At 67.4% G+C, this 23,116-nt stretch carries 22 protein-coding genes; 13 read left to right on the forward strand and 9 right to left on the reverse strand.

Annotated features, from left to right (window positions below; genetic code table 11):
• Positions 1-79: 79 nt before the first annotated feature.
• The 3 genes from L880_RS0111285 to L880_RS0111295 all read right to left on the reverse strand — a co-directional run bounded on the left by L880_RS0111285 (position 80) and on the right by L880_RS0111295 (position 3,046).
• Positions 80-1,864, reverse strand: coding sequence for a PhoH family protein (locus L880_RS0111285; protein ID WP_027475764.1), 1,785 nt, complete (start codon positions 1,862-1,864; stop codon positions 80-82).
• A gap of 187 nt (positions 1,865-2,051) precedes the next feature.
• Positions 2,052-2,537, reverse strand: a complete 486-nt coding sequence (locus L880_RS0111290) for a peroxiredoxin (protein ID WP_027475765.1) — start codon at positions 2,535-2,537, stop codon at positions 2,052-2,054.
• 119 nt (positions 2,538-2,656) lie between these two features.
• The gene (locus tag L880_RS0111295; RefSeq protein WP_027475766.1) at positions 2,657-3,046 is read right to left on the reverse strand and encodes an Mth938-like domain-containing protein; all 390 of its coding nucleotides are present in this window, start codon (positions 3,044-3,046) and stop codon (positions 2,657-2,659) included.
• A 124-nt stretch (positions 3,047-3,170) separates the two neighbouring features.
• Between L880_RS0111295 and L880_RS0111300 the strand changes: the two genes are divergently transcribed.
• The 6 genes from L880_RS0111300 to moaD all read left to right on the forward strand — a co-directional run bounded on the left by L880_RS0111300 (position 3,171) and on the right by moaD (position 9,539).
• Positions 3,171-4,403 (forward strand): pyridoxal phosphate-dependent aminotransferase, encoded by a 1,233-nt coding sequence (locus L880_RS0111300; RefSeq protein ID WP_027475767.1) that lies wholly within the window; start codon positions 3,171-3,173, stop codon positions 4,401-4,403.
• A 39-nt stretch (positions 4,404-4,442) separates the two neighbouring features.
• The gene (locus L880_RS0111305; protein ID WP_027475768.1) at positions 4,443-5,765 is read left to right on the forward strand and encodes a homoserine dehydrogenase; all 1,323 of its coding nucleotides are present in this window, start codon (positions 4,443-4,445) and stop codon (positions 5,763-5,765) included.
• Positions 5,766-5,885: 120 nt separating this feature from the next.
• Positions 5,886-7,316, forward strand: coding sequence for a threonine synthase (gene thrC / locus L880_RS0111310; RefSeq protein ID WP_027475769.1), 1,431 nt, complete (start codon positions 5,886-5,888; stop codon positions 7,314-7,316).
• 146 nt (positions 7,317-7,462) lie between these two features.
• Positions 7,463-8,011, forward strand: coding sequence for a molybdopterin-guanine dinucleotide biosynthesis protein B (gene mobB, locus L880_RS0111315; protein ID WP_019574978.1), 549 nt, complete (start codon positions 7,463-7,465; stop codon positions 8,009-8,011).
• Positions 8,008-9,279 (forward strand): molybdopterin molybdotransferase MoeA, encoded by a 1,272-nt coding sequence (locus tag L880_RS0111320; RefSeq protein ID WP_027475770.1) that lies wholly within the window; start codon positions 8,008-8,010, stop codon positions 9,277-9,279. The genes mobB and L880_RS0111320 overlap by 4 nt, the downstream gene beginning before the upstream one ends.
• Complete coding sequence (gene moaD, locus L880_RS0111325; protein ID WP_027475771.1) at positions 9,276-9,539, forward strand: molybdopterin converting factor subunit 1; 264 nt, start codon at positions 9,276-9,278, stop codon at positions 9,537-9,539. The genes L880_RS0111320 and moaD overlap by 4 nt, the downstream gene beginning before the upstream one ends.
• Here the strand turns inward: moaD and L880_RS0111330 are convergent, their stop codons facing one another.
• Together L880_RS0111330 and L880_RS0111335 are read right to left on the reverse strand one after the other, a co-directional pair.
• The gene (locus L880_RS0111330; RefSeq protein WP_027475772.1) at positions 9,540-9,881 is read right to left on the reverse strand and encodes a hypothetical protein; all 342 of its coding nucleotides are present in this window, start codon (positions 9,879-9,881) and stop codon (positions 9,540-9,542) included.
• Positions 9,882-9,919: 38 nt separating this feature from the next.
• Positions 9,920-10,174, reverse strand: coding sequence for a hypothetical protein (locus L880_RS0111335; protein WP_027475773.1), 255 nt, complete (start codon positions 10,172-10,174; stop codon positions 9,920-9,922).
• 83 nt (positions 10,175-10,257) lie between these two features.
• Between L880_RS0111335 and L880_RS0111340 the strand changes: the two genes are divergently transcribed.
• The gene (locus L880_RS0111340) at positions 10,258-10,500 is read left to right on the forward strand and encodes a hypothetical protein (RefSeq protein WP_245573638.1); all 243 of its coding nucleotides are present in this window, start codon (positions 10,258-10,260) and stop codon (positions 10,498-10,500) included.
• A gap of 48 nt (positions 10,501-10,548) precedes the next feature.
• Positions 10,549-11,490: a hypothetical protein gene (locus L880_RS0111345; protein ID WP_051443265.1), complete on the forward strand. Its 942-nt coding sequence runs from the start codon at positions 10,549-10,551 to the stop codon at positions 11,488-11,490.
• Here L880_RS0111345 and L880_RS0111350 read toward each other — a convergent pair.
• Positions 11,468-12,781, reverse strand: coding sequence for a DUF4397 domain-containing protein (locus L880_RS0111350; RefSeq protein ID WP_084461249.1), 1,314 nt, complete (start codon positions 12,779-12,781; stop codon positions 11,468-11,470). The two genes, L880_RS0111345 and L880_RS0111350, sit on opposite strands and share 23 nt — an antisense overlap.
• Before the next feature lie 198 nt (positions 12,782-12,979).
• Positions 12,980-13,891, reverse strand: a complete 912-nt coding sequence (gene dapA, locus L880_RS0111355) for a 4-hydroxy-tetrahydrodipicolinate synthase (RefSeq protein ID WP_027475776.1) — start codon at positions 13,889-13,891, stop codon at positions 12,980-12,982.
• 307 nt (positions 13,892-14,198) lie between these two features.
• On the opposite strand from dapA, the gene L880_RS0111360 reads away from it, so the two are divergent.
• Positions 14,199-14,687 carry a molybdenum cofactor biosynthesis protein MoaE gene (locus L880_RS0111360; RefSeq protein WP_027475777.1) on the forward strand — a complete coding sequence of 163 codons (489 nt, stop codon included), beginning with the start codon at positions 14,199-14,201 and terminating at the stop codon, positions 14,685-14,687.
• A 20-nt stretch (positions 14,688-14,707) separates the two neighbouring features.
• Here the strand turns inward: L880_RS0111360 and L880_RS0111365 are convergent, their stop codons facing one another.
• Complete coding sequence (locus L880_RS0111365; protein ID WP_027475778.1) at positions 14,708-15,271, reverse strand: hypothetical protein; 564 nt, start codon at positions 15,269-15,271, stop codon at positions 14,708-14,710.
• Between the two features lie 87 nt (positions 15,272-15,358).
• On the opposite strand from L880_RS0111365, the gene clpB reads away from it, so the two are divergent.
• The 4 genes from clpB (at position 15,359) to L880_RS0111385 (ending at position 20,861) form a co-directional block, all read left to right on the forward strand.
• A complete protein-coding gene (gene clpB / locus L880_RS0111370; protein ID WP_027475779.1) occupies positions 15,359-17,965 on the forward strand; it encodes an ATP-dependent chaperone ClpB in 2,607 nt (868 codons plus the stop codon).
• A gap of 109 nt (positions 17,966-18,074) precedes the next feature.
• A complete protein-coding gene (locus L880_RS32250; protein WP_043329256.1) occupies positions 18,075-18,422 on the forward strand; it encodes a hypothetical protein in 348 nt (115 codons plus the stop codon).
• A 141-nt stretch (positions 18,423-18,563) separates the two neighbouring features.
• Positions 18,564-19,451 carry a formyltransferase family protein gene (locus L880_RS0111380; RefSeq protein ID WP_157462809.1) on the forward strand — a complete coding sequence of 296 codons (888 nt, stop codon included), beginning with the start codon at positions 18,564-18,566 and terminating at the stop codon, positions 19,449-19,451.
• A 66-nt stretch (positions 19,452-19,517) separates the two neighbouring features.
• The gene (locus L880_RS0111385; protein WP_027475781.1) at positions 19,518-20,861 is read left to right on the forward strand and encodes an amidase; all 1,344 of its coding nucleotides are present in this window, start codon (positions 19,518-19,520) and stop codon (positions 20,859-20,861) included.
• 16 nt (positions 20,862-20,877) lie between these two features.
• On the opposite strand, the gene L880_RS0111390 is transcribed toward L880_RS0111385, so the two are convergent.
• Entirely contained in the window at positions 20,878-23,046 is a 2,169-nt protein-coding gene (locus L880_RS0111390; RefSeq protein ID WP_027475782.1) for an FUSC family protein, read from the reverse strand.
• Between the last annotated feature and the right edge of the window lie 70 nt (positions 23,047-23,116).

Raw genomic sequence — 23,116 nt, forward strand, 5'->3', positions numbered from 1 at the left:
TGAAAGGCAAAACGCCCGGCGATGACCGGGCGTTTTGCATGGGGGCGGCAGCTTGGCTGCCGTCTTGTTCAGTGGCGTGTCAAAGCACTTCGCTGGCAAAGTCGGCCAGGCGCGAGCGCTCGCCACGCGCCAGGGTGATGTGCCCGCTGTGCGGCCAGCCCTTGAACTTGTCCACCGCAAAGGTGAGGCCGGACGAGCCCTCGGTCAGATAAGGCGTGTCGATCTGGGCCAGGTTGCCCATGCAGATGATCTTGGTGCCCGGGCCGGCCCGGGTGATCAGGGTCTTCATCTGCTTGGGCGTCAGGTTCTGGGCTTCGTCGATGATCACGTACTTGTTGAGGAAGGTGCGCCCGCGCATGAAGTTCATGCTCTTGATCTTGATGCGGCTGCGAATCAGCTCATTGGTGGCGGCGCGCCCCCATTCGCCGGCATTGCCGCCATCGCCCTTGGCCAGGAACTCAAGGTTGTCGTCGAGGGCGCCCATCCAGGGTCCCATCTTCTCTTCCTCGGTGCCGGGCAGAAAGCCGATGTCCTCGCCAACGCTCACGGTGGCGCGGGTCATGATGATCTCGGTGTAGCGGCGGTCGTCCAGCACCTGGGTCAGGCCCGCGGCCAGGGCCATCAGGGTCTTGCCGGTGCCGGCGGTGCCGGCCAGGGTCACGAAGTCGATTTCGGGATCGGTCAGCAGGTTCATCGCGAAGTTCTGTTCGCGGTTGCGCGTGGTCACGCCCCAGACCGCGTTCTTCGCGTGAGCAAAGTCCTTCAGGGTCTGCAGCACGGCGGTCTTGCCGCGGATCTCGGTCACGCGCGCATACAGGCTGGGCTCGCCCGGGGCTTCGAAGAACACGAACTGGTTGATCAGCAGATTGGGCACGATGGGGCCCGAAATGCGGTAATAAGTGTGTGAGCCGCTTTGCCAGCTCTCGACCGACTTGCCGTTCTTGGCCCAGAAGTCGGCGGGCAGTGCCAGGGCGCCGGAGTACAGCAGGTCGCCGTCCTCCAGGGTCTTGTCGTTCTGGTAGTCCTCGGCGGTGAGGCCCAGGGCGCGTGCTTTCACGCGCATGTTGATGTCTTTGGACACCAGCACCACCTCGCGCGTGGGCTGGCCTTCCTGGCCTTGCGGGCTGTGCAGGTGGCGCAGCGCCTCGACCACACCCAGGATCTGGTTGTCGGCCTTGCCTTGCGGCAGGCTGGTGGGCAAGGTGTAGTTGAGCGGGCGGGTCTGGAAGAACAGCTTGCCACCGGCCTCGCGGTGGCCGGTGGTGTCGAGCTTCAGGCCGGCGGTGATGTCGGCGCCTTGGGCGGCGGCCAGGGCATCTAGCGAGCGGCTGGTCTGGCGCGCGTTGCGGGCCACCTCGGTCATGCCCTTTTTGTGGCTGTCGAGCTCTTCCAGCACGATCATCGGCAGGAAGATGTCGTGCTCCTCAAAGCGGAACAGGCACATCGGGTCGTGCATCAGCACATTGGTGTCCAGCACGAACAACTTGGTCGGGCCGGTGTGTCGCGCCTTGCGGCTGCGTGGTGCGGCTGCCGGCGCCTCGGCGGTGGCGGCGGGCGCTGCTGTCGGGGCGGCAGGGGCCGATTTGGCGGCAGCGGGCGCCGTGGCTGGTGGGCTCAGCAGGGCTGATACCTGGGTGGAAGCCGTCTTGCGCCGGCTCGAGGTCTTGGCGGCTGGCGCTGGGGCGGCGGGGGCTGCGGGGATGGCCAGCAGCGCCTCGGGTGCCTCGCGTTTGGCCTCGGGGTGGGCTGAGTCGGCGGCGCGGCTGCGTGAACCGGCCTTGCGCGAGTTGCCTTCGCCGGTGCTCGCGTAAGCGCTGGTGGGCAGGATGGTGGCTTTCTTCGATGGGGCGGGCGGCAGGGGCATGGAAGGTCAGACTCCAGAAAAAGCACAGAAAGTGGGAATGCGAACGCGCTGATCGGTCCGGGAAGCAAAAAAGCCGCCAGGAGACCTGAGCGGCTTTTGCGGAGGAGGGTGGCGGTGCGAAACCAGCAACATATGCGAGCCATTATGCATGACTCGGCAGGCCCTCCCAGGATGGGACTGAGGGTTCTCAGGCAGCCTTTTTCAGGGCCTTGAGTTCCTTGACCGACTTCAGCACTTCGTCCACGTGGCCCGGCACCTTGAGGCCGCGCCATTCTTCTTTGAGAATGCCGTCTTCGCCAATCAGGAAGGTGCTGCGTTCGATGCCCTTGACCTTCTTGCCGTACATGATCTTGTTCTTGACCACGCCGAACATGTGGCACATTTTTTCTTCGGTGTCGGCGATCAGCTCGAAGGGCAGTTCCAGCTTGAGCTTGAACTCGTCGTGCGACTTCATGTTGTCGCGCGACACGCCGAACACGGTGGCGCCGGCCTTCACAAAATCCTTGTATTTGTCGCGGAACTGCATCGCCTCGGTGGTGCAGCCCGGGGTGTTGTCCTTCGGGTAGAAGTACAGCACCAGAATCTGGCCCAGGTGGGAAGAGTTCGACACCTTGATCCCACCCGTGGCGTTCGCTTCGAATTCAGGGATGGACTTGTTGACAACGATCGCCATAGAACTTCAATCTCGTGTGACAGGTGTGACCTAAGATGGTTGGGTCCGGAGGCATTGCACCTCTCTTTTGATCGCCCACTCCATCCGCAACCCGAGATTTTACCTCTAAATCGGTCGGCTCAGGGTTGCGCGGGCTCGCTGCCCTCGATCAGCAGTGCTGCAGCCACCTTGCGACCCTCCTGCGCCAGGATGTTGTAGGTGCGGCAGGCCGCCTGGGTGTCCATGGTTTCCAGCCCGATGCGGCGGGCCATCAGGGCCTTCAGCCAGGCCGCTGGCGGGAAGCGGTTGCGTTGGCCGCTGCCAAACACAATCAGTTCGCAATCAATGTCGGCCAACTGCTCGAAGTGGGCTTCGCTCAGGTCTTCGAAGCGGCTCACGGGCCAACTCAGGCGCTGCCCCTGCGAGCTGATGATCAGGCTGCCGGCGTGTTTCTCGCCATTGATGGCCACCCAGCCCTCGCCGTAGGCAGTGATGGATTGAACGTCGAATTGGTCGGGTTGCAGCTTCATGGGGCACTGGGTTGGGGCGAAGAGGCGCGCCAATGGTGCGCGCTGCAGGCTGCGATGCAGAACTGTGGTCAAATTATAGGTTTCGCTTCTGACGACTTACCCAGGAGGGGGCTTTCCCGTCACCATGAAAACTGTCCAGAAATCTGCCAAGCTTGCCAACGTCTGCTATGACATCCGCGGTCCCATCATGGACCGAGCGCGTCAGATGGAAGACGAAGGCCAGAAGATCATCAAGCTCAATATTGGCAATCTGGCGGTATTCGGTTTTGACTCCCCCGAGGAAATCCAGCAGGACATGATCCGCAACCTGCCCAATTCGGCAGGCTATTCGGACAGCAAGGGCATTTTTGCCGCCCGCAAGGCGGTGATGCACTACACCCAGCAGCAAGGCATCAAGGGCGTCACCCTTGACGACATCTATCTGGGCAACGGCGCCAGCGAGCTCATCGTGATGGCCACCAACGCCCTGCTCGACAACGGCGACGAAGTTCTGCTGCCCTCGCCCGATTACCCGCTGTGGACGGCGGCGGCCAGCCTGTCGGGCGGCACCCCGGTGCACTACCGCTGCGACGAGGCCAATGGCTGGATGCCCGACCTGGACGACATCCGCAGCAAGATCACCTCCCGCACCAAGGGCATCGTGGTGATCAACCCCAACAACCCGACTGGCGCCCTGTACTCCGACGATCTGCTCAAGGCCATCGTCGCGATCGCCCGCGAGCACGGCCTGGTGATCTTCGCCGACGAGGTGTATGACAAGGTGCTGTACGACGACGTCAAGCACACCGCCATCGGCTCGCTCAGCGAAGACGTGCTGACCCTCACCTTCAACTCGCTGTCCAAGAGCTACCGCAGCTGCGGCTACCGGGCCGGCTGGATGGTGGTGTCGGGCGACAAGAAGCCCGCCAAGGACTACATCGAGGGCCTGAACATGCTCTCGAACATGCGCCTGTGCTCCAACGTGCCCGGCCAGTGGGCCATCCAGACCGCCCTCGGCGGCTACCAGAGCATCAATGACCTGGTCTGCGAAGGGGGCCGCCTGCGCCGCCAGCGCGACCTGGCCTATGAGCTGATCACCGCCATCCCGGGCGTCAGCTGCGTCAAGCCCACGGCGGCGCTGTACATGTTCCCGCGCCTGGACCCGGCGGTCTACCCGATCAAGGATGACCAGCAGTTCTTCCTCGAACTGCTGGAAGAGACCCGTGTGATGCTGGTGCAGGGCACCGGCTTCAACTGGCCTGACACCGACCACTTCCGCATCGTGTTCCTGCCCCATGAGGACGATCTGCGCGAGGCCATCGGCCGCATCGCCCGCTTCCTGGAGCAGTACCGCAAGCGCAGCAGCGTTGTGGTCTGAGCCTTTCCCTATCTGTTTCAAACTTCAAACCGTCTCGCTATGAACCCGATCAAAGTTGGCCTGCTGGGCATTGGCACCGTTGGCAGTGGCACCTTCCACGTGCTGCAACGCAACCAGGAAGAAATCCGCCGCCGTGCGGGCCGTGGCATCGAGATCACCATGGTGGCCGATCTGGACGTCGAGCGCGCCCGCGCTGTGGTGGGTGATCAGGTGCAGGTCGTCAATGACGCCCGCGCCGTCATCGCCAACCCCGAGATCGACATCGTGATCGAGCTGATCGGAGGCTACGGCATCGCCAAGGCCCTGGTGCTCGAAGCCATTGCCGCCGGCAAGCACGTGGTCACCGCCAACAAGGCGCTGCTGGCCGTGCATGGCACCGAGATCTTCGCCGCCGCTTCGGCCAAGGGCGTGATGGTGGCCTTCGAGGCCGCCGTGGCCGGGGGCATCCCCATCATCAAGGCGCTGCGCGAAGGCCTGACCGCCAACGCCATCCAGTGGATCGCCGGCATCATCAACGGCACCACCAACTTCATCCTGTCCGAAATGCGTGACAAGGGCCTGGACTTTGAAGTGGTGCTCAAGGAGGCCCAGCGCCTGGGCTACGCCGAAGCCGACCCCACCTTCGACATCGAAGGCGTGGATGCGGCCCACAAGGCCACCCTGATGAGCGCCATCGCTTTCGGCATTCCGGTGCAGTTCGACAAGGCCTATGTCGAAGGCATCACCCGCCTCTCGGCGGCCGACATCCGCTACGCCGAGCAACTCGGCTACCGCATCAAGCTGCTGGGCATCACCAAGCGCGCTGCCAACGGCATCGAGCTGCGCGTGCACCCCAGCCTGGTGCCGGCCAAGCGCCTGATTGCCAATGTCGAAGGCGCCATGAACGCCGTGATGGTGCAGGGCGATGCCGTGGGCACCACGCTGTACTACGGCAAGGGCGCGGGCTCCGAGCCCACCGCCAGTGCCGTGATTGCCGACCTGGTCGACATCACCCGCCTGCACACGGCCGATGCCGCCCAGCGCGTGCCTCACCTGGCCTTCCAGCCTGACGCCATGAGCGACGTGCCGGTGCTGCCCATGAGCGAGGTCATCACCAGCTACTACCTGCGCCTGCGCGTGTCCGACGAGGCTGGCGTGCTGGCCCGTGTCACCGGCATCCTGGCCACCGCCGGCATCAGCATCGATGCGGTGCTGCAGCGCGAGGCCGACGAAGTGGGAGGCGAGGGCTCCACCCAGACCGACCTGATCATCCTCACCCACGACACCCGCGAAGGCATCATGAACGCCGCCATGGCCGAAATGCAGGGCCTGCCCACGGTGCTGGCCCCCATCACCCGCATCCGCAAGGAAGAGCTGGCCTGAGGGCTCAGCCGCCTGTCGCGCTCGGCCACCCATTGATTCGGGTGGCGATCGCGTCAAAATGGCAGTCTGACCGGTCACCACCGGCGGGTTGCCCTTGAATTGTTGGAACAGGAACTAAACGTGAAGTACCTGAGCACACGAGGTCACGCCGACCGCAAGCGCTTTTGTGAAATCCTGCTGGAGGGCCTGGCGCCCGATGGCGGGCTCTACCTGCCCGAGCATTACCCCCAGGTGGATGACGCCACACTGACGCGCTGGCGTCAGGTCTACCACGAGCAGGGCTATGCCGAGCTGGCCTTCGAGATCCTGTCGCTGTACATCGACGACATCCCGGCGGCCGACCTGCGCGCCCTGTGCCACAAGACCTACACCGCCGAGGTGTTCGGCACGGGCGAGATCGTGCCCCTGCGCCACCTCGAAGACGGCCTGTGGCTCGAAGCCCTGTCCAACGGCCCCACACTGGCCTTCAAGGACATGGCCATGCAGCTGCTGGGCAACCTGTTCGAGTACGAACTGGCCCGCCGCGGTGAAGAGCTCAACATCCTGGGCGCCACCTCGGGTGACACCGGCAGCGCGGCCGAGTACGCCATGCGCGGCAAGAAGGGCGTGCGCGTCTTCATGACCAGCCCGAACGGCCGCATGAGCCCCTTCCAGCAGGCCCAGATGTTCAGCCTGCAGGACGAGAACATCCACAACCTGGCGGTCGAAGGCGTGTTTGACGACTGCCAGGACATCGTCAAGGCCGTCTCCAACGACCTGGCCTTCAAGCGCAAGTACAAGATCGGCACGGTCAACTCGATCAACTGGGCGCGTCTGCTGGCCCAGGTGGTGTACTACTTCGCCGGCTACGTGCAGGCCACGCAGTCGAACCAGCAGAAGGTCAGCTTCACCGTGCCCTCGGGCAACTTCGGCAATGTCTGCGCCGGCCATGTGGCCCGCATGATGGGCCTGCCGATCGATCGCCTGGTGGTGGCCACCAACGAGAACGACGTGCTCGACGAGTTCTTCCGCACCGGCGTCTACCGCGTGCGCGGCAGCGCCGACACGCACGAGACCTCCAGCCCCTCGATGGACATCTCCAAGGCCAGCAATTTCGAGCGCTTCGTGTTCGACCTGCTGGGCCGCGATGCGGCGCGCACCCAGGATCTGTTCGGTGCCCAGCTGTCCAGCCAGGGCCGTTTCGACCTCAGCGCCGACCCGCTGTTCGCCCAGGCGGCCAGCCGTTATGGTTTTGTCAGCGGCCGCAGCACCCATGCCGATCGCCTGGCCACCATCCGCGACAACTTCCAGCGCCATGGCGTGACCATCGACACCCACACCGCCGATGGGGTGAAAGTGGCCCTGGAGCAGCGCGGCGACCCGTCGGTGCCGATGATCGTGCTCGAGACGGCCCTGCCGATCAAGTTTGCCGCCACCATCGCCGAAGCCCTGGGCCACGAGCCCGAGCGCCCGGCCCGCTTTGAAGGCATCGAACAACTGCCCAAGAAGGTCCAGGTGATCCCGGCCGACGTGGCGGTGGTCAAGGCTTACATCGAACGCCATTGCGACTGATCACCCGAACCGCGACGACGGCGATCACCGCGCTTTGGCGCTGAAGCAAAAAGCCAGCGTCCTGCGCTGGCTTTTTGCCATCTGACAACCCCCCAACAGGTCTGGCCCCCGGCATTCGGCCAAGTGTGCAGACCGAGGAGACTTGCATGAAAGTTGTCGGCTTTGCGGGCTATTCGGGCTCGGGCAAGACCACGCTGCTGGAGCGCGTGATCCCGGCTCTGCGCCAGCGCGGGCTGCGTGTGTCGGTGGTCAAGCATGCGCACCACCGTTTCGATATCGACCACCCGGGCAAGGACAGCTGGCGGCACCGCCAGGCCGGCGCCTTCGAGGTGGTGGTGGCCAGCGAGCACCGCCTGGCCCTGATGCGCGAGTACGAGCAGCCTTACCGGCTCTCGGTGCACCAGATGCTGGCCGAGTTGTACGAGGGCGTGGACTGGGTGCTGGTGGAGGGCTTCAAGGAGAGCGATCTGCTCAAGGTCGAGGTCTGGCGTGCGCCCGAGGGCGATTTCGCGGGCCACCCCGCACGCTACCCTGAAGACGACTTCATCGTGGCCATCGCCACCAACGTGCCCTTGGCCGAATTGCCCGAACCCACCGGGCGCCCCGTGCTCGACCTGAACCAGCCCGAGGCCGTGGCGGCCTGGCTGGTCGACAATGGCGAGCGCTTTGAATACTCCTTCGAGAACCGAACATGAACGCACCCACCACCGCCCCGCAGCCCGCCAAAGCGCTGCGCCCGCTTGATGACGTGCTGGCCGAGCTGCTCGGCCATGCGCGGCCCTTGAACGGTGCAGCCTGGCCAGATGAGCAGGTCTCCACCTTCGAGGCCGATGGCCGCGTGCTGACCGAATCGGTGATCTCTCCTCTGCAGGTGCCCCCGCACGACAACAGTGCCATGGATGGCTACGCCCTGCGTGCCGCCGATGCCGCGGCGGCAGGCACCGTGCTGCCGGTGTCGCAGCGCATCGCCGCCGGTGAGGTGCCCGTTCCCTTGCAGCCCGGCACGGCCGCGCGCATCTTCACCGGGGCGCCAGTGCCGCCCGGTGCCGACACCGTGGTGATGCAGGAAGACTGCGAAGCCCTGGCGGATGCGCCAGGGGCGCCCCAGGTCCGCTTCGTCAAGGCCGTGCGCGCCGGCATGGCCATCCGCCGTTCCGGCGAAGATGTGCAATTGGGCAGCGTGGTGCTCGCCGGCGGGCAGCGCCTGAGCCCGGCCAGCCTGGGCCTGGCCGCCAGCGTCGGGCGGGCCCACCTGCAGGTGGCACGGCGCCCCCGCGTGGCGCTGTTCTCGACGGGCGACGAACTGGTCATGCCCGGCGAAGTGCCGCCCGAGCAATTGCCGGCCGGCGCCATCTACAACTCCAACCGCTTCTTTTTGCGTGCGCTCTTGCTGCGCATGGGCTGCGAGGTCACCGACTTCGGGATCGTGCCCGACAACCTGGAGCGCACCCGCCAGACCCTGGCCGAGGCGGCCCAGGGGCATGACCTCATCCTCACCAGCGGTGGGGTCAGTGTGGGCGAGGAAGACCACGTCAAGCCGGCGGTGCAGTCGTTGGGTGAACTGCACCTGTGGCAACTGGCCATCAAGCCCGGCAAGCCCTTTGCCTATGGGCGCGTTGCGCAAAGCCACTTTGTGGGGCTGCCGGGCAACCCTGTGTCCAGCTACGTCACCTTCCTGATGCTGGTGCGCCCGTTTCTGCTGCGCCTGCAGGGCGTGCAGGACGTGCGCCCCAAGTCGGTGGGCCTGCCGGCCCATTTCACCTGGGGCAAGGCGGACAAGCGCCGCGAGTTTCTGCGGGTGTGGCGCAACCCGCAGGGCGGGCTGGACCTGTTCCCCCACCAGGGCTCGGGCGTGCTGACCTCGGCCGTCTGGGGCGATGGCCTGGTCGACAACCCCGCAGGCACCACCATCGCCCCGGGCGACCAGGTGGCCTTTGTGTCTTTCACCGAGCTGTTGTCATGAGCGCTGAATTCGAACTGCGCGTGCGCTATTTCGCCTCCATCCGCGAGGCCCTGGGCCGGGGTGATGAGACGGTGCGCACCCGTGCCACCACCCTGGGCGAGCTGCGCGATGAGTTGATCGCCCGGGGTGGCGCCTACGCCGAGGTGCTGGCGCGCCAGCGCCCGGTGCGCCTGGCCCTGAACCAGGACCTGCGCGACGAGTCGGCCGCGCTGGTGGCCGGCGCCGAGGTGGCGTTCTTTCCGCCGGTCACCGGCGGCTGATCAGGCGGGCGGGGTGTCTGCCGTGGGCGTGGGCTCTAGCGTCGGGCTGGCCCATTCCAGCAGCTCGGCCAGGCGCAGCACCACCCAGGTGGCCTCGGGGCCCGCAAAGCCGGACTCCGGGTTGCTCAGGCCGGCATGGATGCTGCGCAGAATGCCCGATTCCGAGGGCGCCTCGGCGTGGTACAGGGTCTGGGCATGGCCCACCAGCTGGCAGGCCAGGTCTTCGCACAGCTCGTAGCGCTGGCGCACCACGGCCGCCGGTTCGCGCAGGCGCTGGCGGGCATCGCTGAACAAGGCGAGGAACGAGGGCGGGACGATGATCTGGTTGTCGTCTTCGGTCATGGCGTGGGTGGGGCTGGGTGAGGCAGGGGGCGGGCGCCTCAGTCGGGCACGAAGCGGCGTTCAAAGCGCTCCTGATCGGCCGGCAATTCAAAGGTCACCATCTGCCCCATCTTCATGTCCTCGAGCCTGCAGGCCGCAAACAGGCTGTACTTGCCCGTCAGGTCGAAGCTGGGCAGATCGATCAGCGCATAGGGGTAGGGCACGAAAAGCTGGTGCTCAAAGACCACCCGATGCACATTGCGCGGGTTGGGGAACAGCTTGTAGCCGTCGATGGTGATGGTTTGTGTGGCCATGGGGCGTGTGCGCGTTACAGTGCTGCCGAATGCTAAAGCAATCCTGAGTGTCCAGAGCCGGGCCGCAGGAAAGAACTCGATCGATGCGAAAGGAACCCATGGCCAAGAACAACAACGAATGGACCCTCAAGGTGATGGCCTTGCTCAAGAGTGGCAACGCCCAGGCCGCCATCGGCCAGATCAAGGTCGCCCCCACCGTGGCCGACCTCAAGCGCCTGCAGGCCGCCTTGCTGGCCCCCGGCGCTCCACGCCTGCCCAATGTGGCCGAGGTGCTGGTGGAACAGATCGCATTGCAATCGGCGCCGCGCCTGCACCGCGCGCCCTGAACCCGGAGGTGCCCCATGTCCGAATCGTCCTCGATCCAGGCCCGGCCCATGCCGGCCCCGCTGCAGTCCTGGCAGCAGACGGCCGCAGGGCAGCGCCGCTTCGGCCTCATCGCGCACCGCCTGCACCGCCTGGGCAGTGACAGCGCGCTGGCCCAATGGGCGCGCAGCAGCGAAGACCTGGTGCGGCAATTGGGCCTGCAACTGGTCACGGTGGGGGCGGCTTTCGACGCCTTGCTCAACGAAGAACTGCTGGTCGATTACGCGGGCCTGCACCGCCTGCCCAATGGGCGCGAAGGCGGGCTGATGCGGGTGGTCTCGCGCATCGCCGGGGGGCTGACCCCGGGTGAGGCCCTGGACGGCGTGATCTTTCTGATGGACCCGGTCGACCCCTCGTCCACCTTTCCCGAAGCCCAGGCCCTGAAACGCCAGTGCGTGACCCATGGCAAGCCCTTTGTGCCGACCTTGGCGGGCGCCCTGGAATGGGTGTTGGTCGAGGCGCTGGTGGCCGGGTTGGCGCCCGAGCGCCTGGGGGCCGCCGCCGTGGCCGAGCTGGACCCGGCAGACCAGACCCTGGCCCTGATCGCCCACGATGCACGCAAGGCGCAGATGGTCGATTTTGCCGGCCAGCACTTTGATCTGCTGTCGCGCTTCGAATCGCGCGTGGCCACCGGCACCACCGGCGGGCTGCTCAATGAGCTGGCCTGGTCGCGCGGCTGGCCTGCGGGCCAGCCCTGGGTCACCCGCTACCAGAGTGGGCCCTTGGGCGGCGATGCCCAGATTGCCGAGCTGGTGCTCGATGGCGCTTGCCAGAAGGTGATCTTTTTTGAAGACCCGCACGTGGCCCGCCAGCACGAGGCCGACATCCAGCTGATGGAGCGGGCCGTCTGGAGTGCCGGTGCCCGCTGCAGCTGCCTGAACTCGCCGGCCATGGCGGCGCAGTGGGCCCAGGCCTTGCAACGCCTGGATTTCAGCTGTCCTGACGCATCGTGAACTTGCTGACCGCGCTGGTGCCGAAGGCAAAGGCGGTGTAGACCACGCCGGCCACACTGGTGTAGCTGGCCACCGTCTGGGTGCTGCCGCCGCTGGCGCTGATCACGAAATCGTATTCGCCGGCCGTGAAGCTGGTGTAGCTGGAGGCGCTGTTGGCGGCCGTGTAGTCGGCCAGCAGCGAGCCGCCGTTGTAGGTCAGCTGCGCGCTGCCTGCGGTGGCCGCCAGGTTGACCAGGCGGATTTTCGACTTGGTGCTGGAGGTCGATGGGAAGTTGTTGTCCACAAAGCTCACCACCGTGTAGGCCCCGCTGCTGTCCTGGGCCAGCGCCACCGTCATGTCGTCCCCCGCGACCAGCGTCACCTGGCTGCTGACCGAGCTGCCACTGATGGTGAAGCCCACCAGACGCGAACCCGCCGTCACCTGCGAGTACGACGACACCCCATAGGCGCCGATGGCGGCGCTGGACACCGCTGTGCCATCCAGCGTGGCCTGGGCCGATGCCGTGGCCGAGCCCGCATTCACAAAGCGCACCCGGGTCAGCGTACAGGCGTAGGTCGTGCTGGTGCCTTGTTGCGGCAGGCGCAGCACGCTGGCCAGCGTGGTGCTGTTGGTGGGGATCAGCACAAAGGTATCGATGCCCTGGTCCGACAGCGTGATGCTGGCCACATAGGCGCGCAGGTCGCTGGTGTCGCCGTTGCCGGTGATCCACAGGCTGTAGGTGCCCTTGCTCACCTTGCTGAACGAGCTGGTGCCACCTTCAGCCACGTTGCTGATGGCGGCCGACTGGTTGTCCAGGCTGGTGGTGCTGGTGGTGGTGATGTACACGTCCACCCCGTCGCCGGTCTGCAGGCCGTTGATGAGACGTAGCTTGGCGTAGCCACTGCTGGGGGTGCTTTCGTTTTCGGTGTAGATGGTGGTGCTGAGGGCGCTTTGCGTGCCCGTCACCACCACCGAGGTGGAGGTGTCCTTGCTCAGGGTGAGCGAGGACTCCAGGCTGTTCACCGCCCCGCCTGCGCTGCGCAGACCCAGGGTGTAGGTGTCCGGGTCGGCGCCGTAGTAGCTGCTGGCGGCGGCACTGGCCACGCTGCTGGCGATGGAGGTGGTGTCCAGGTAGGCGTCCAGTGCGCTCAGGCCCTGCGTCGCGTTGATCACCCGGATCTTGGAGCTGCCGTCGTCGCCGCTGCCGCAGGCGGTCAGCACCGGCGCGATGCCCAGACTGCCCAGGGCCATCAGCCAGCTGCGGCGGCTCAGTGCTTGGGGGGCGAGAGAAAGGCTTGGAGAGGGTTTCATGCGTAGGCTTCGAAAGAGGGGACACGGTGTCGGCGCCAATGCCCCGAGCTCTGGCTCTGGCTCTGCATCTGGCCCTGGCGCCTGCGTGTCGCGATCTTCAGCGTGCCCCGTCACAAGCGAATGTCCTCATGGTGAGGTTTTGTGAACCCCTGGCCTGCACTGTGTCGCCTGGGTGAAGCTGTGTGAAGCCGCCCCGCTTCAGCCTGCGGCGCGGTCCAGCGTCAGCAGGCGCTGCAGCAAACCGGGCGAGGCCATCGTCATGGGCTCGCGCAAGTGAGGCAGGAGCTGTCCCTGGGCCGCCAGCAAGGCCTTGATGGGGGCCGGGTTGGGCTCGGCGAACAAGGCGTGGATCATGGGCTGCAGGCTGTGCCACAACACCCGAGCGGCGGGCAGATCGGACGCGGCCAACAGGGCCAGCAGGCGGGCAAAGCGCCCGGTTTGCCAATGCGCACTGGCGGCAATGGCGCCGTGGCCGCCAAGGGTCAGGGTGCTGAAGATCTGCGCGTCCTCCCCGGCCAGCACCTGCAGCCGGCCGTCCTCGATCAAGGCCTGGGTCTTGGCCGGGTCGCCACCGCAGTCCTTGATGGCCTGGATGCGGGGGTGCTCCGCCAGTGCCAGCAGGGTGGCCAGGCTCAGTGTGGAGCCGGTGCGGTAGGGGATGTCATAGACGATCAATGGCGCCTCGGCCTGGTCGGCGATGCGTTCGAACCAGCCCTGCAGGCCGGCTTGCGAGGGACGGATGTAATGCGGGGCAGGCACCAGCCAGCCGGCCAGCGGGTAGCTGGCCAGGGCGGCCAGGCGCTCCAGCGTGTGGCCCAGGTGGTAGCCCGACAGCCCCATCACCACCGGCAGCGTGGTGTGGGCCAGCACGGTGTCGAACACGGCCTGCTGTTCTGGCTCCGTCAGCGAAGCGGCCTCGCCGGTCGAACCACACACCACCAGGCCGCTCAGGCCTTGCGCGGCCTGGCTGTAGTGTCGGGTGAGGGCAGCCAGGCTCGCGTGGTCCACCTGGCCGGCGTCATCGAAAGGGGTGATCAGAGGCAGCCACAGGCCCTGGAACGGGCTGGAGGTGGGTGGGTTGAGCGTGGCTTGGCGGGTGCGTGATGGCATGCGTGTTTCCTTGGCAAAGGTAGAAGACCCGGGGATGAACCGGCCTCGAACACGCAACAGGGACTGGGGCAAAAAACAGCTGGGGGTTGGCTGGGGGCTCTTGCCGTGCGGCTCCATCGCTCATCCGAGGACGGAACCGCAGCTCCGGTCAGATGAGCTGGGGTTTTTTGCATTTGTTCACGCCGCAAGCCAGGGCGGGTACGCCGGGCGCATGGCGCTCGGTGGCTGGCTGGCTTGGGGCGGTGAACATCGGCGCAGTATAAACGCCGCCGCCCGCGGGCACCCGGGCGGTGCCAAAATGCAGCCCATGAGCCGATTACCCCGTGTGGCGATCCAGACCGCCGACTTTGATGTTTCTGCCGAACTGGCCGCGCTGCGCGCCCATGACCGGCGTGTGGGCGCCGTGTGCAGCTTTGTCGGCACCGTGCGGGGCGGCAACGAGGGCAACAACGGCGCGCCCGTGCTGTCGATGGAGCTGGAGCACTACCCCGGCATGACCGAGCGCGCCATCGAGGCCATGATCGACCAGGCCCACCAGCGCTTTGACCTGTATGGCGCCCGGGTGGTGCACCGTGTGGGGCTGTTGCAGCCCGGCGAGCAGATCGTGCTGGTGGCCGTCACCTCGGCGCACCGGGGGCAGAGCTTTCTGGGTTGCGAGTTCCTGATGGATTACCTCAAGACCCAGGCCCCGTTCTGGAAGAAGGAGCAGACCCCGCAGGGCGCGCATTGGGTGGACGCCCGGGTCAGCGATGACGCTGCGCTGGCGCGCTGGGGCATCGAAGCGCGCAACGCCTGAAGGCACCGGGCGCTTGCAGATCAGTGCAGGTAGCCTGAGCGGCTGGCCGTGGGGGGCGTGTTGAGGGCTGAAGGGGGCTCTGGCGGCTTCAGGGGCGTGTCGGGCAGGTTCCAGTCGGTCTGGCCCAGCGTCAGGGTCAGCAACTGGCGCAGCCCCTGCTGCAGGCCGGGCTCGAATTCAATGTCCACGGTGCGGCCTGGGGCCTGCGGGTCCAGCCGCTCCAGAAACGAGATGGCCAGCTTGTCGCCACGCCGCTGCTGGCTGACCTCGGTCACCAGCAGGGGCACCTCGCCCAGCGGCAGGGTGACGTAGTCGGCGCGAAAGGGCTGGCCATAGTCGGCATGGGGGGTGGGGGCGGGCACGGCCTGGATGGGCGGCGCGGCCTGATCCGGGGTGGCAGCGCTGGCCTGGCTGATGTCGCCGGTGGCGGGGGCGGGCACCTCCCCCAGCAGCATGGGCCACCAGCCCTTGAGCAGCAGGCGCGTCAGCCACAGCCGCAACTCCTCGCGCGAGGTGGTGTTGAAGCGCATCAGGATGCGGTCTTGCTCGCGCTGGTACTGAAGCGACAGTTGGTGGATCTCCATGCTTTGATTTTAGTCAGCACCCCGGTGTCGGGCGGCCCTTGAAATAAGCCTGTTGGGCACAAGTTGCTGATCAACTGGAGATCACCCATGCGAATCGACAAATTCACCACCAAGTTTCAAGAAGCCCTAGGCGAGGCTCAGAGTCTGGCCCTGGGGAACGATCATGCCTACATCGAGCCGGCCCACCTGCTGGTGGCCTTGCTGCGCCAGGACGACGGCCCCAAGGCCCTGCTGCAGCGTGCCGGCGTCAACGTGCCGGGTCTGCTGAGTGCAGCCGAGGCCGCCGTCAAGCGCCTGCCCCAGGTGCAGGGCCAGGAGCAGGTGCAGGTCAGCCGTGACCTGGCCGTGCTGTTCCAGGCCACTGAAAAAGAAGCCATCAAACGAGGCGATCAGTACATCGCCAGCGAGCTGTTCCTGCTGGCCCTGACCGAAAGCAAGATCGAGCTGGCCGCCACCGCCAAGAGCCAGGGCCTGACCCGCAAGAGCCTGGAGTCGGCCATCGAAGCCGTGCGCGGTGGCCAGAACGTCAACAGCCCCGAGGCCGAAGGCCAGCGCGAGGCGCTCAAGAAATACTGCCTCGACCTGACCGAGCGGGCCCGCCAGGGCAAGCTCGACCCCGTGATCGGCCGCGATGACGAGATCCGCCGTGCCATCCAGGTGCTGCAACGCCGCAGCAAGAACAACCCCGTGCTGATCGGCGAGCCCGGCGTGGGCAAGACCGCCATCGTGGAGGGCCTGGCCCAGCGCATCGTGGCCGGCGAGGTGCCCGATTCGCTCAAGGGCAAGCGCGTGCTGTCGCTGGACATGGCTTCGCTGCTGGCTGGCGCCAAGTTCCGCGGCGATTTCGAAGAGCGGCTGAAGAACGTGCTGACGGAGCTGGCCAAGGATGAGGGCCAGACCATCGTCTTCATCGATGAGCTGCACACCATGGTGGGCGCCGGCAAGGCCGAGGGCGCCATGGACGCGGGCAACATGCTCAAGCCGGCGCTGGCGCGTGGCGAGCTGCACTGCGTGGGGGCCACCACCCTGGACGAATACCGCAAGTACATCGAGAAAGACGCTGCGCTGGAGCGCCGCTTCCAGAAGATCCTGGTCGGCGAGCCCTCGGTCGAGGCCACCATCGCCATCCTGCGCGGCCTGCAAGAGAAGTACGAGGTGCACCATGGCGTGGACATCACCGACCCCGCCATCGTGGCCGCGGCCGAGCTGAGCCACCGCTACATCACCGACCGCTTCCTGCCCGACAAGGCCATCGACCTGATCGACGAGGCCGCGGCCAAGATCAAGATCGAGATCGACTCCAAGCCCGAGGCCATCGACAAGCTGGACCGCCGCATGATCCAGTTGCAGATCGAGCGCGAGGCCATGAAGAAAGAGACCGACGAGGCCTCGCAAAAACGCCTCGAGCTGATCGAAGAGGAAATCGGCAAGCTGCAAAAAGAGATCGCCGACCTCGAAGAGATCTGGAAGTCCGAGAAGGCCCAGGCCCAGGGCAGCCAGCAGGTGCGCGAGGCCATCGACAAGCTGCGCCAGCAGATCGAAGAGCTCACCCGCAAGGGCGATTTCAACAAGGTGGCCGAGCTGCAATACGGCAAGCTGCCCGAGCTGGAAAAGCAGCTCAAGGAAGCCCAGGACAAGGAAGCCGGCCGCACCGCCAGCCACGGCGCTCCGCGCCTGCTGCGCACCCAGGTCGGTGCCGAGGAGATCGCCGAGGTGGTGAGCCGCGCCACCGGCATCCCGGTGTCCAAGATGATGCAGGGCGAGAAAGACAAGCTGCTGCAGATGGAAGACAAGCTGCACGAGCGTGTGGTGGGCCAGGACGAGGCCATCAGCGCGGTGGCCAACGCCATCCGGCGCTCGCGCTCGGGCCTGTCCGACCCCAACCGCCCCACCGGCTCTTTCCTGTTCCTGGGCCCCACGGGCGTGGGCAAGACCGAGTTGTGCAAGGCGCTGGCGGGCTTTTTGTTCGACTCGGAAGAGCACCTGATCCGCATCGACATGAGCGAGTTCATGGAGAAGCACTCCGTGGCCCGCCTGATCGGCGCGCCTCCGGGCTATGTGGGCTATGAAGAGGGCGGCTACCTGACCGAGGCGGTGCGCCGCAAGCCCTACAGCGTGGTGCTGCTCGACGAGGTCGAAAAGGCCCACCCTGATGTGTTCAACGTGTTGCTGCAGGTGCTCGACGATGGCCGCCTGACCGATGGCCAGGGCCGCACCGTGGACTTCAAGAACACCGTGATCGTGATGACCAGCAACATCGGATCGCACCACATCCAGGCCATGGTGGGCCAGTCGTATGACGACATCAAGGACGCGGTGTGGGATGAGCTGAAGAACCACTTCCGCCCCGAGTTCCTGAACCGCATCGACGAAACCGTGGTGTTCCATGCGCTCGATGCCAAGCACATCGAGTCGATCGCCGGCATCCAGCTGCAGATCCTGCAGGCCCGCCTGCAGAAGATGGACCTCACGCTGCAGGTCTCGCCCGCGGCACTGGCCGAGCTGGCCAAGGTGGGCTTCGACCCGGTGTTCGGTGCCCGGCCGCTCAAGCGTGCGATCCAGCAGCGCATCGAGAACCCGCTGTCGAAGCTGCTGCTGGAAGGCAAGTTCGCGCCCAAGAGCGTGATCCCGGTCGATGTCGATCCGGTGCTGGCGCCCGGGGTGTTCCGCTTCGGCGAGGCCAGCGCAGCCTGAACGGGCTCCGGCCCACGACGGCTTGAACTTTGTCGCTGCGGCTCCATCTTAGGGGCATGCACAGCCCGACGCGCCTGGCGCGTCGGGCTTTTCGTCTTGAAAGGAACCCATGTCCGGACTCAACCAGGCCCTGGCCTCTTTGTCCCGTCTCTTGTTGCGCCTGCTGCTGGTGGCGGCCGCCCTGGTGCTGGTGCTCAGCCTGCTCGCGGCCATGGCCGTGCTGGCCCTGGCCTGGACCCTGCGGGCCGGCTGGGCCCGCCTCACGGGGCGCCCCGTCACCCCCTGGGTGCGGCGCTTTGACCTGGGCCAGCAGTTCGGCGACGTGCTGCGGCGTGGCCAGGGCGGGCAGGGCGGCGTTGGGCGCGGTGCCTCGGCCGATGTGACCGATGTCGAGGTGCGCGAGATCATCGATGTGGGTGAAGTGCGCGACAGCAGCCCCCGCCTGCCCCCACGCTGAATCGCCAGGCATCCGACTGCCTTACCCTGCTACCTGCCGTTTACCAAAACCTCAATCGGCCTTTACCTGCGGCTTTCAAAATCGTGACACCGGCCCCCGGGGCAGCCACCTTGAGCGTGGCAACTGCGGGCTGGCGCCCCCTTGACCCAGCCCAGGAAGCCCATGCCAGAGCGGCGCTTTGCCATCACGGCCACCGACCGTTACCTCGGTGTTTTCAAGGCCTTTGTCGAGGCGGGATGGCAGCCCGTGAAGTTGTTCACGGCGCCCACCGACGAGCGCATCTCGCACAACAAGGCCACCATCGCCTACGCGCGCAGCCTGGGGCTGGACATCCAGCTCTCACCGCTGGACCAGGCCGCCATGGTGGATCTGCAGGCCCGTGATTGCGAGCTGCTGGTGCTGGCCAGCTACCAGTGGCGCATCGGCGACTGGGCACCCTACCTGCGCTATGCGATCAACTTCCACCCCTCGCCGCTGCCGCGCTACCGCGGGCCCTACCCCCTGGTGCAGGCGCTGCTGGACCGGCAAAAGCGCTGGGCCGTGAGCTGCCACCAGGTCACCCACGAGTTCGATGCGGGTGCCGTGCTGGCCAGCCGCAGCTTCGAGCTGAGCGACGACGAGTGCCACGAAAGCCTGGACCTCAAGACCCAGATCGCCGCCGGCCAGCTGGCCACCGCGGTGGCCATGAACCTGGACGCCCTGTGGGACCAGGCCCAGCCTCAGGGCGAGGGCCATTACGTGAAGCTCTGGAGCGACGCCGACCGCCTGCTGGATTTCGAGCGCGGCGTGGACGAGTTGCAGACCCAGCTGCGCGCCTTTGGCCGCTTTGAATGCCTGGCGCGGGTCAACAACGTGGTCTTCCATGTGCGCCGTGCCGCGGCCTGGAAGCAGGGCCATCGCTTTCCGCCCGGCGCGGTGGTGCACAGCGACGGGCCGCGCCTGGTGCTGGCCTGCAGCGACGGCTATGTGGCCCTGCTCGAGTGGAGCCTGCTGGCGCCGGGCACCCCGACCGAGACCCCGGCGCGCTGAACGCCCAGGCGGCAGCGCAGCCCGCCCCCGCCCGATAATGCCGGTTGGCTGAATTGCGAGGGGCCCATGCGCTTCATCACCGACACCATTCCCGTTCTCAAGGCCCGCCTGGCGCGGGGCGAAACCAGTTGCGAGGCCCTGGTGGCCGGCGCCCTGGAGGCTGCGGCCGCCCCGGCGGCGGCCAGCGTCTTCACCACCTTGTACCCCCAGGCCGCCCTGGCGGCGGCCCGCCACGCCGATGCGCAGCGCGCTGCCGGCGTGGCCCAGCCGGCCCTGGCCGGCCTGCCCGTCAGCATCAAGGATCTGTACGACGTGGCTGGCGAGACCACGCTGGCCGGCTCGGTGGTCTGCCGTGGCGAGCCCGCCGCCCTGGCCGATGCCCCGGCCGTGGCCCGCCTGCGCGGCGCCGGTGCGGCCCTGCTGGGCAAGACCAACATGACCGAGTTCGCGTTTTCGGGCGTGGGCATCAACCCCCATCACGGCACGCCGCGCAACCCGGCCGATGCCGCGCTGGCGCGCATCCCCGGTGGCTCTTCGTCCGGCGCGGCGGTGTCGGTGGCCCTGGGCCTGGCGGTGGCCGGCCTGGGCTCGGACACCGGAGGCTCGATCCGCATCCCGGCGGCCCTGTGCGGCCTGGTGGGCTTCAAGAGCACCCAGTCGCGCGTGCCGCGCCAGGGCGCGCTGGAGCTGTCGCGCAGCCTGGACACGGTGTGCGCCATGACCCGCAGCGTGGCCGACTGCCTGACGGTGGATGCCGTGCTGGCCGGCGCGCCGCTGCCCGTGCAACGCCGCCCGCTGGCCGGCCTGCGCCTGGCCTTGCCGCAGACCGTGCTGCTCGATGCCCTGGAGTCCGCCGTGGCCCAGGCTTACGCCCACGCGCTCACCCGCCTGTCGGCGGCCGGTGCACAGTTGATCGAGATCCCCTTGAGCGAGCTGGCCGAGATCCCGCGCTTGAACGCGCCCGGCGGCTTTTCACCGGTCGAAGCCTATGCCGTGCACCACCAGCGCCTGGCCCGGGCACGGGCGCAGTTCGACCCCCGCGTGGCGGCCCGCATCGAGCTGGGGGCGCCTGTCTTGGCCCGTGAGTACATCGCCATGCAAGACCACCGTGCCGACTGGATTGGCCGGGTGGAGGCGCAACTGGAAGGCTTTGACGCGGTGCTGTGCCCCACCGTGCCGGTGTTGGCGCCGTCCATCGACGCGCTGGTGGCGTCCGACGAGGCCTTCTTCAAGGCCAATGGCCTGTTGCTGCGCAACACCTTTGCCTTCAACTACCTCGACGGCTGTGCCTTCAGCCTGCCCTGCCAGGCCGCGGGCGAGCTGCCGGTGGGGCTGATGCTGGCCTCGGTGCGCGGCGATGACGCCCGCCTGGCCAGCGTGGCCCTGGCGGTGGAGCAGGCGCTGGCCTGAACCACCTTCCAGGCGCTCAGCCCGGCGGGCGGCGCAGGTCGGCCAGCGCCTCGCGCGCCGAGGACGCCACCCGGGCCGCGTCGCGCAGGGCCACCTGCAGGCGCCGGTTCATCCAGGGCATCACGTCTTCGCTGAGCGGCTTTTCCGGCAGCAGGTCCAGCCCCGCATCCAGGGCCGCGGCCTCGACCTGGGTCTCGATGTCGGTGTCGCCGGCGGGCTGTTTGCCAAGGGTCAGCAGCGTGTCCAGCGTCTTCTGGGCAGCCTGCACCGCCGCCTGCGCCTGGGCCTGCTGCAGTTCAGTGCCGCCGCGCAACTGCATCATGCGCAGCATCGACAGGTGGGCCATCAGTCGCTGGGCGTGGTCGAGCAGGCGGGTCAGGGGTTGCAGCGGCAGCTGCACCTGGCGTGGCTCGAAGCTGCTGCGCTGCAGGGCCGTGGCCAGCAGGGCCAGGGCGTCGTAGGCCTGGCGCCGGGCCAGGCGTTGGGTCACGGTGCGCTCGGGGTGGGCCGGGTCATGCGGTGCCAGCGCCGCATGCGCGTAGGCGCGCAGCGCCTGCAGCAGGCGCGGCAGCGAGCGGGGCAGGGCGCGCCGCTCCCACGAGGGCAGCACAAAACAGAAGGCCCAGGCCATCAAGGCGCCCAGCAGCGTGTCGCCCAGGCGTTCGACAATCGGAAAGCCGATCGCCGGGTGGGCCAGATGGGCCTGCAGCAAGGCCATCACCGTGGCCGCCGAGGCCGTGACCAGGTAGCGCTCCACCGCGAAGCTGTGCGCCAGGCCCACCGCTGTCAGAAAGGCCAGGGTCAGCAACAGGGGCGAGTGCACATGGGCCAGCCCCATCACGATCAGGCAGCCCAGCAAGGTGCCCAGCACCCGGATGTTGCGCCGCGACAGGGTCTGCTCCAGGTTGCCGCGCAGCACCACGGCCACGCTCAGCACCAGCCATTGGGGGTGGGCGGTCCAGGGCAGGGCCAGCGCGATGTAGTAGGCCGCACCCAGTGCCAGCGCGGCGCGCAGGGCGTGGCGCAGCACGGGCGAGGCCAAGCTCAGGTGGGGCTTGAAGGCCGACAGCGGCCAGCCTTCGGGGGCCACGAAAAGTTGCAGTTCCTTGCGCGTCAGCGGCAGTTCGCCGTCGCCCTGGCGCAGCAGCGCATGGATGGCGTCCACGTCATCGGCCAGGTGTTGCACCCGGTTCACCAGGGCCGGCAACAGGCGGGCCCGCCGGTCGTCCGATGGCAGCAGGGGGTGGGCCAGGAACTGGTCACGCAGGTCCAGCCGCAGCGGGGGCTCGGCCTCGTCGGTGGGCGGCAGGCCGCGCACACCGGCCTGGGCCTGGTCCAGCCGGTAGGCCAGGTGGCGCAGGCGCGCCGCCAGGGCCGCGCGCACCTGCAGGGCCAGCTCGTCGCTGCCCAGCAGCTCCAGGTCGAGGCGGCTGGCCAGCAGGATGTCGCGCAGGTCGATGGCACGCAGCAGCATGCCGGTGTCGCGGCGCGCACGGGGGGAGTCGGGGGCGGCAAACAGCAGGTCGCGGGCCGCCTGCAGGCGTTCGGCCAGCACGGCCTCGTCGCGCACCCAGGTCTGCAGCGAATCGCGTGCCTGGTCGGTTTCGGCGGCCCCTTCGACCACCCCGGCCCGTGAGCGCAGCAACTGGGCCGTGGCGTCCAGCGCGGCGGCCAGGGCCAGGCTGCGGTAGCGCGGTTGCAGCAGGCGCACCAGGATCTGCGCCCAGCCCAGGTACACGGCTGAGCCGGCCAGGGTCCAGGCCAGCAGTTCGCCGGGCGGGGTGCCCGGGGGCACGCCCATGGTGAAGACGATGGCCAGCACGGCGGCAAACGACACCGGGCCGGCCCGTGGGCCCCAGGCCAGGGTCATCATGCCGAGGAACACCAGCCCCATGATGGCCAGGCCCAGCAGCCGGGGGTAGGGGTCCAGGGCCGCCACCGTCCAGGTGGCCAGCGCACCGAGCACGGCGGCCAGCAGCACCCGGTGCAGCGAGCGCCGCGGTGTGGTGGGCACATCGGCCAGGCTGGAGAACACCGCACCGCTGCTGGCCAGCTGGGCCAGGTGCAGGGTGGCGTGGCTGCCGAACAGCCATTGGATCAGGCCGATGCCGAGCGCCACGCCCAGGCCGTTGAGGACGTGGGGGGGCAGTCGGTGCAGCCAGGTCAGGGGAGAGAAAAAACGCATGGGCAAGGCAAGGCTAGAGAGGGGGCTGTCGGGGACCTGCGGCAGCATAGCGTGAGCCGACGGCCTTGTC

The sequence above is a fragment of the Curvibacter gracilis ATCC BAA-807 genome, from assembly GCF_000518645.1.
GTDB lineage: Bacteria > Pseudomonadota > Gammaproteobacteria > Burkholderiales > Burkholderiaceae_C > Curvibacter > Curvibacter gracilis.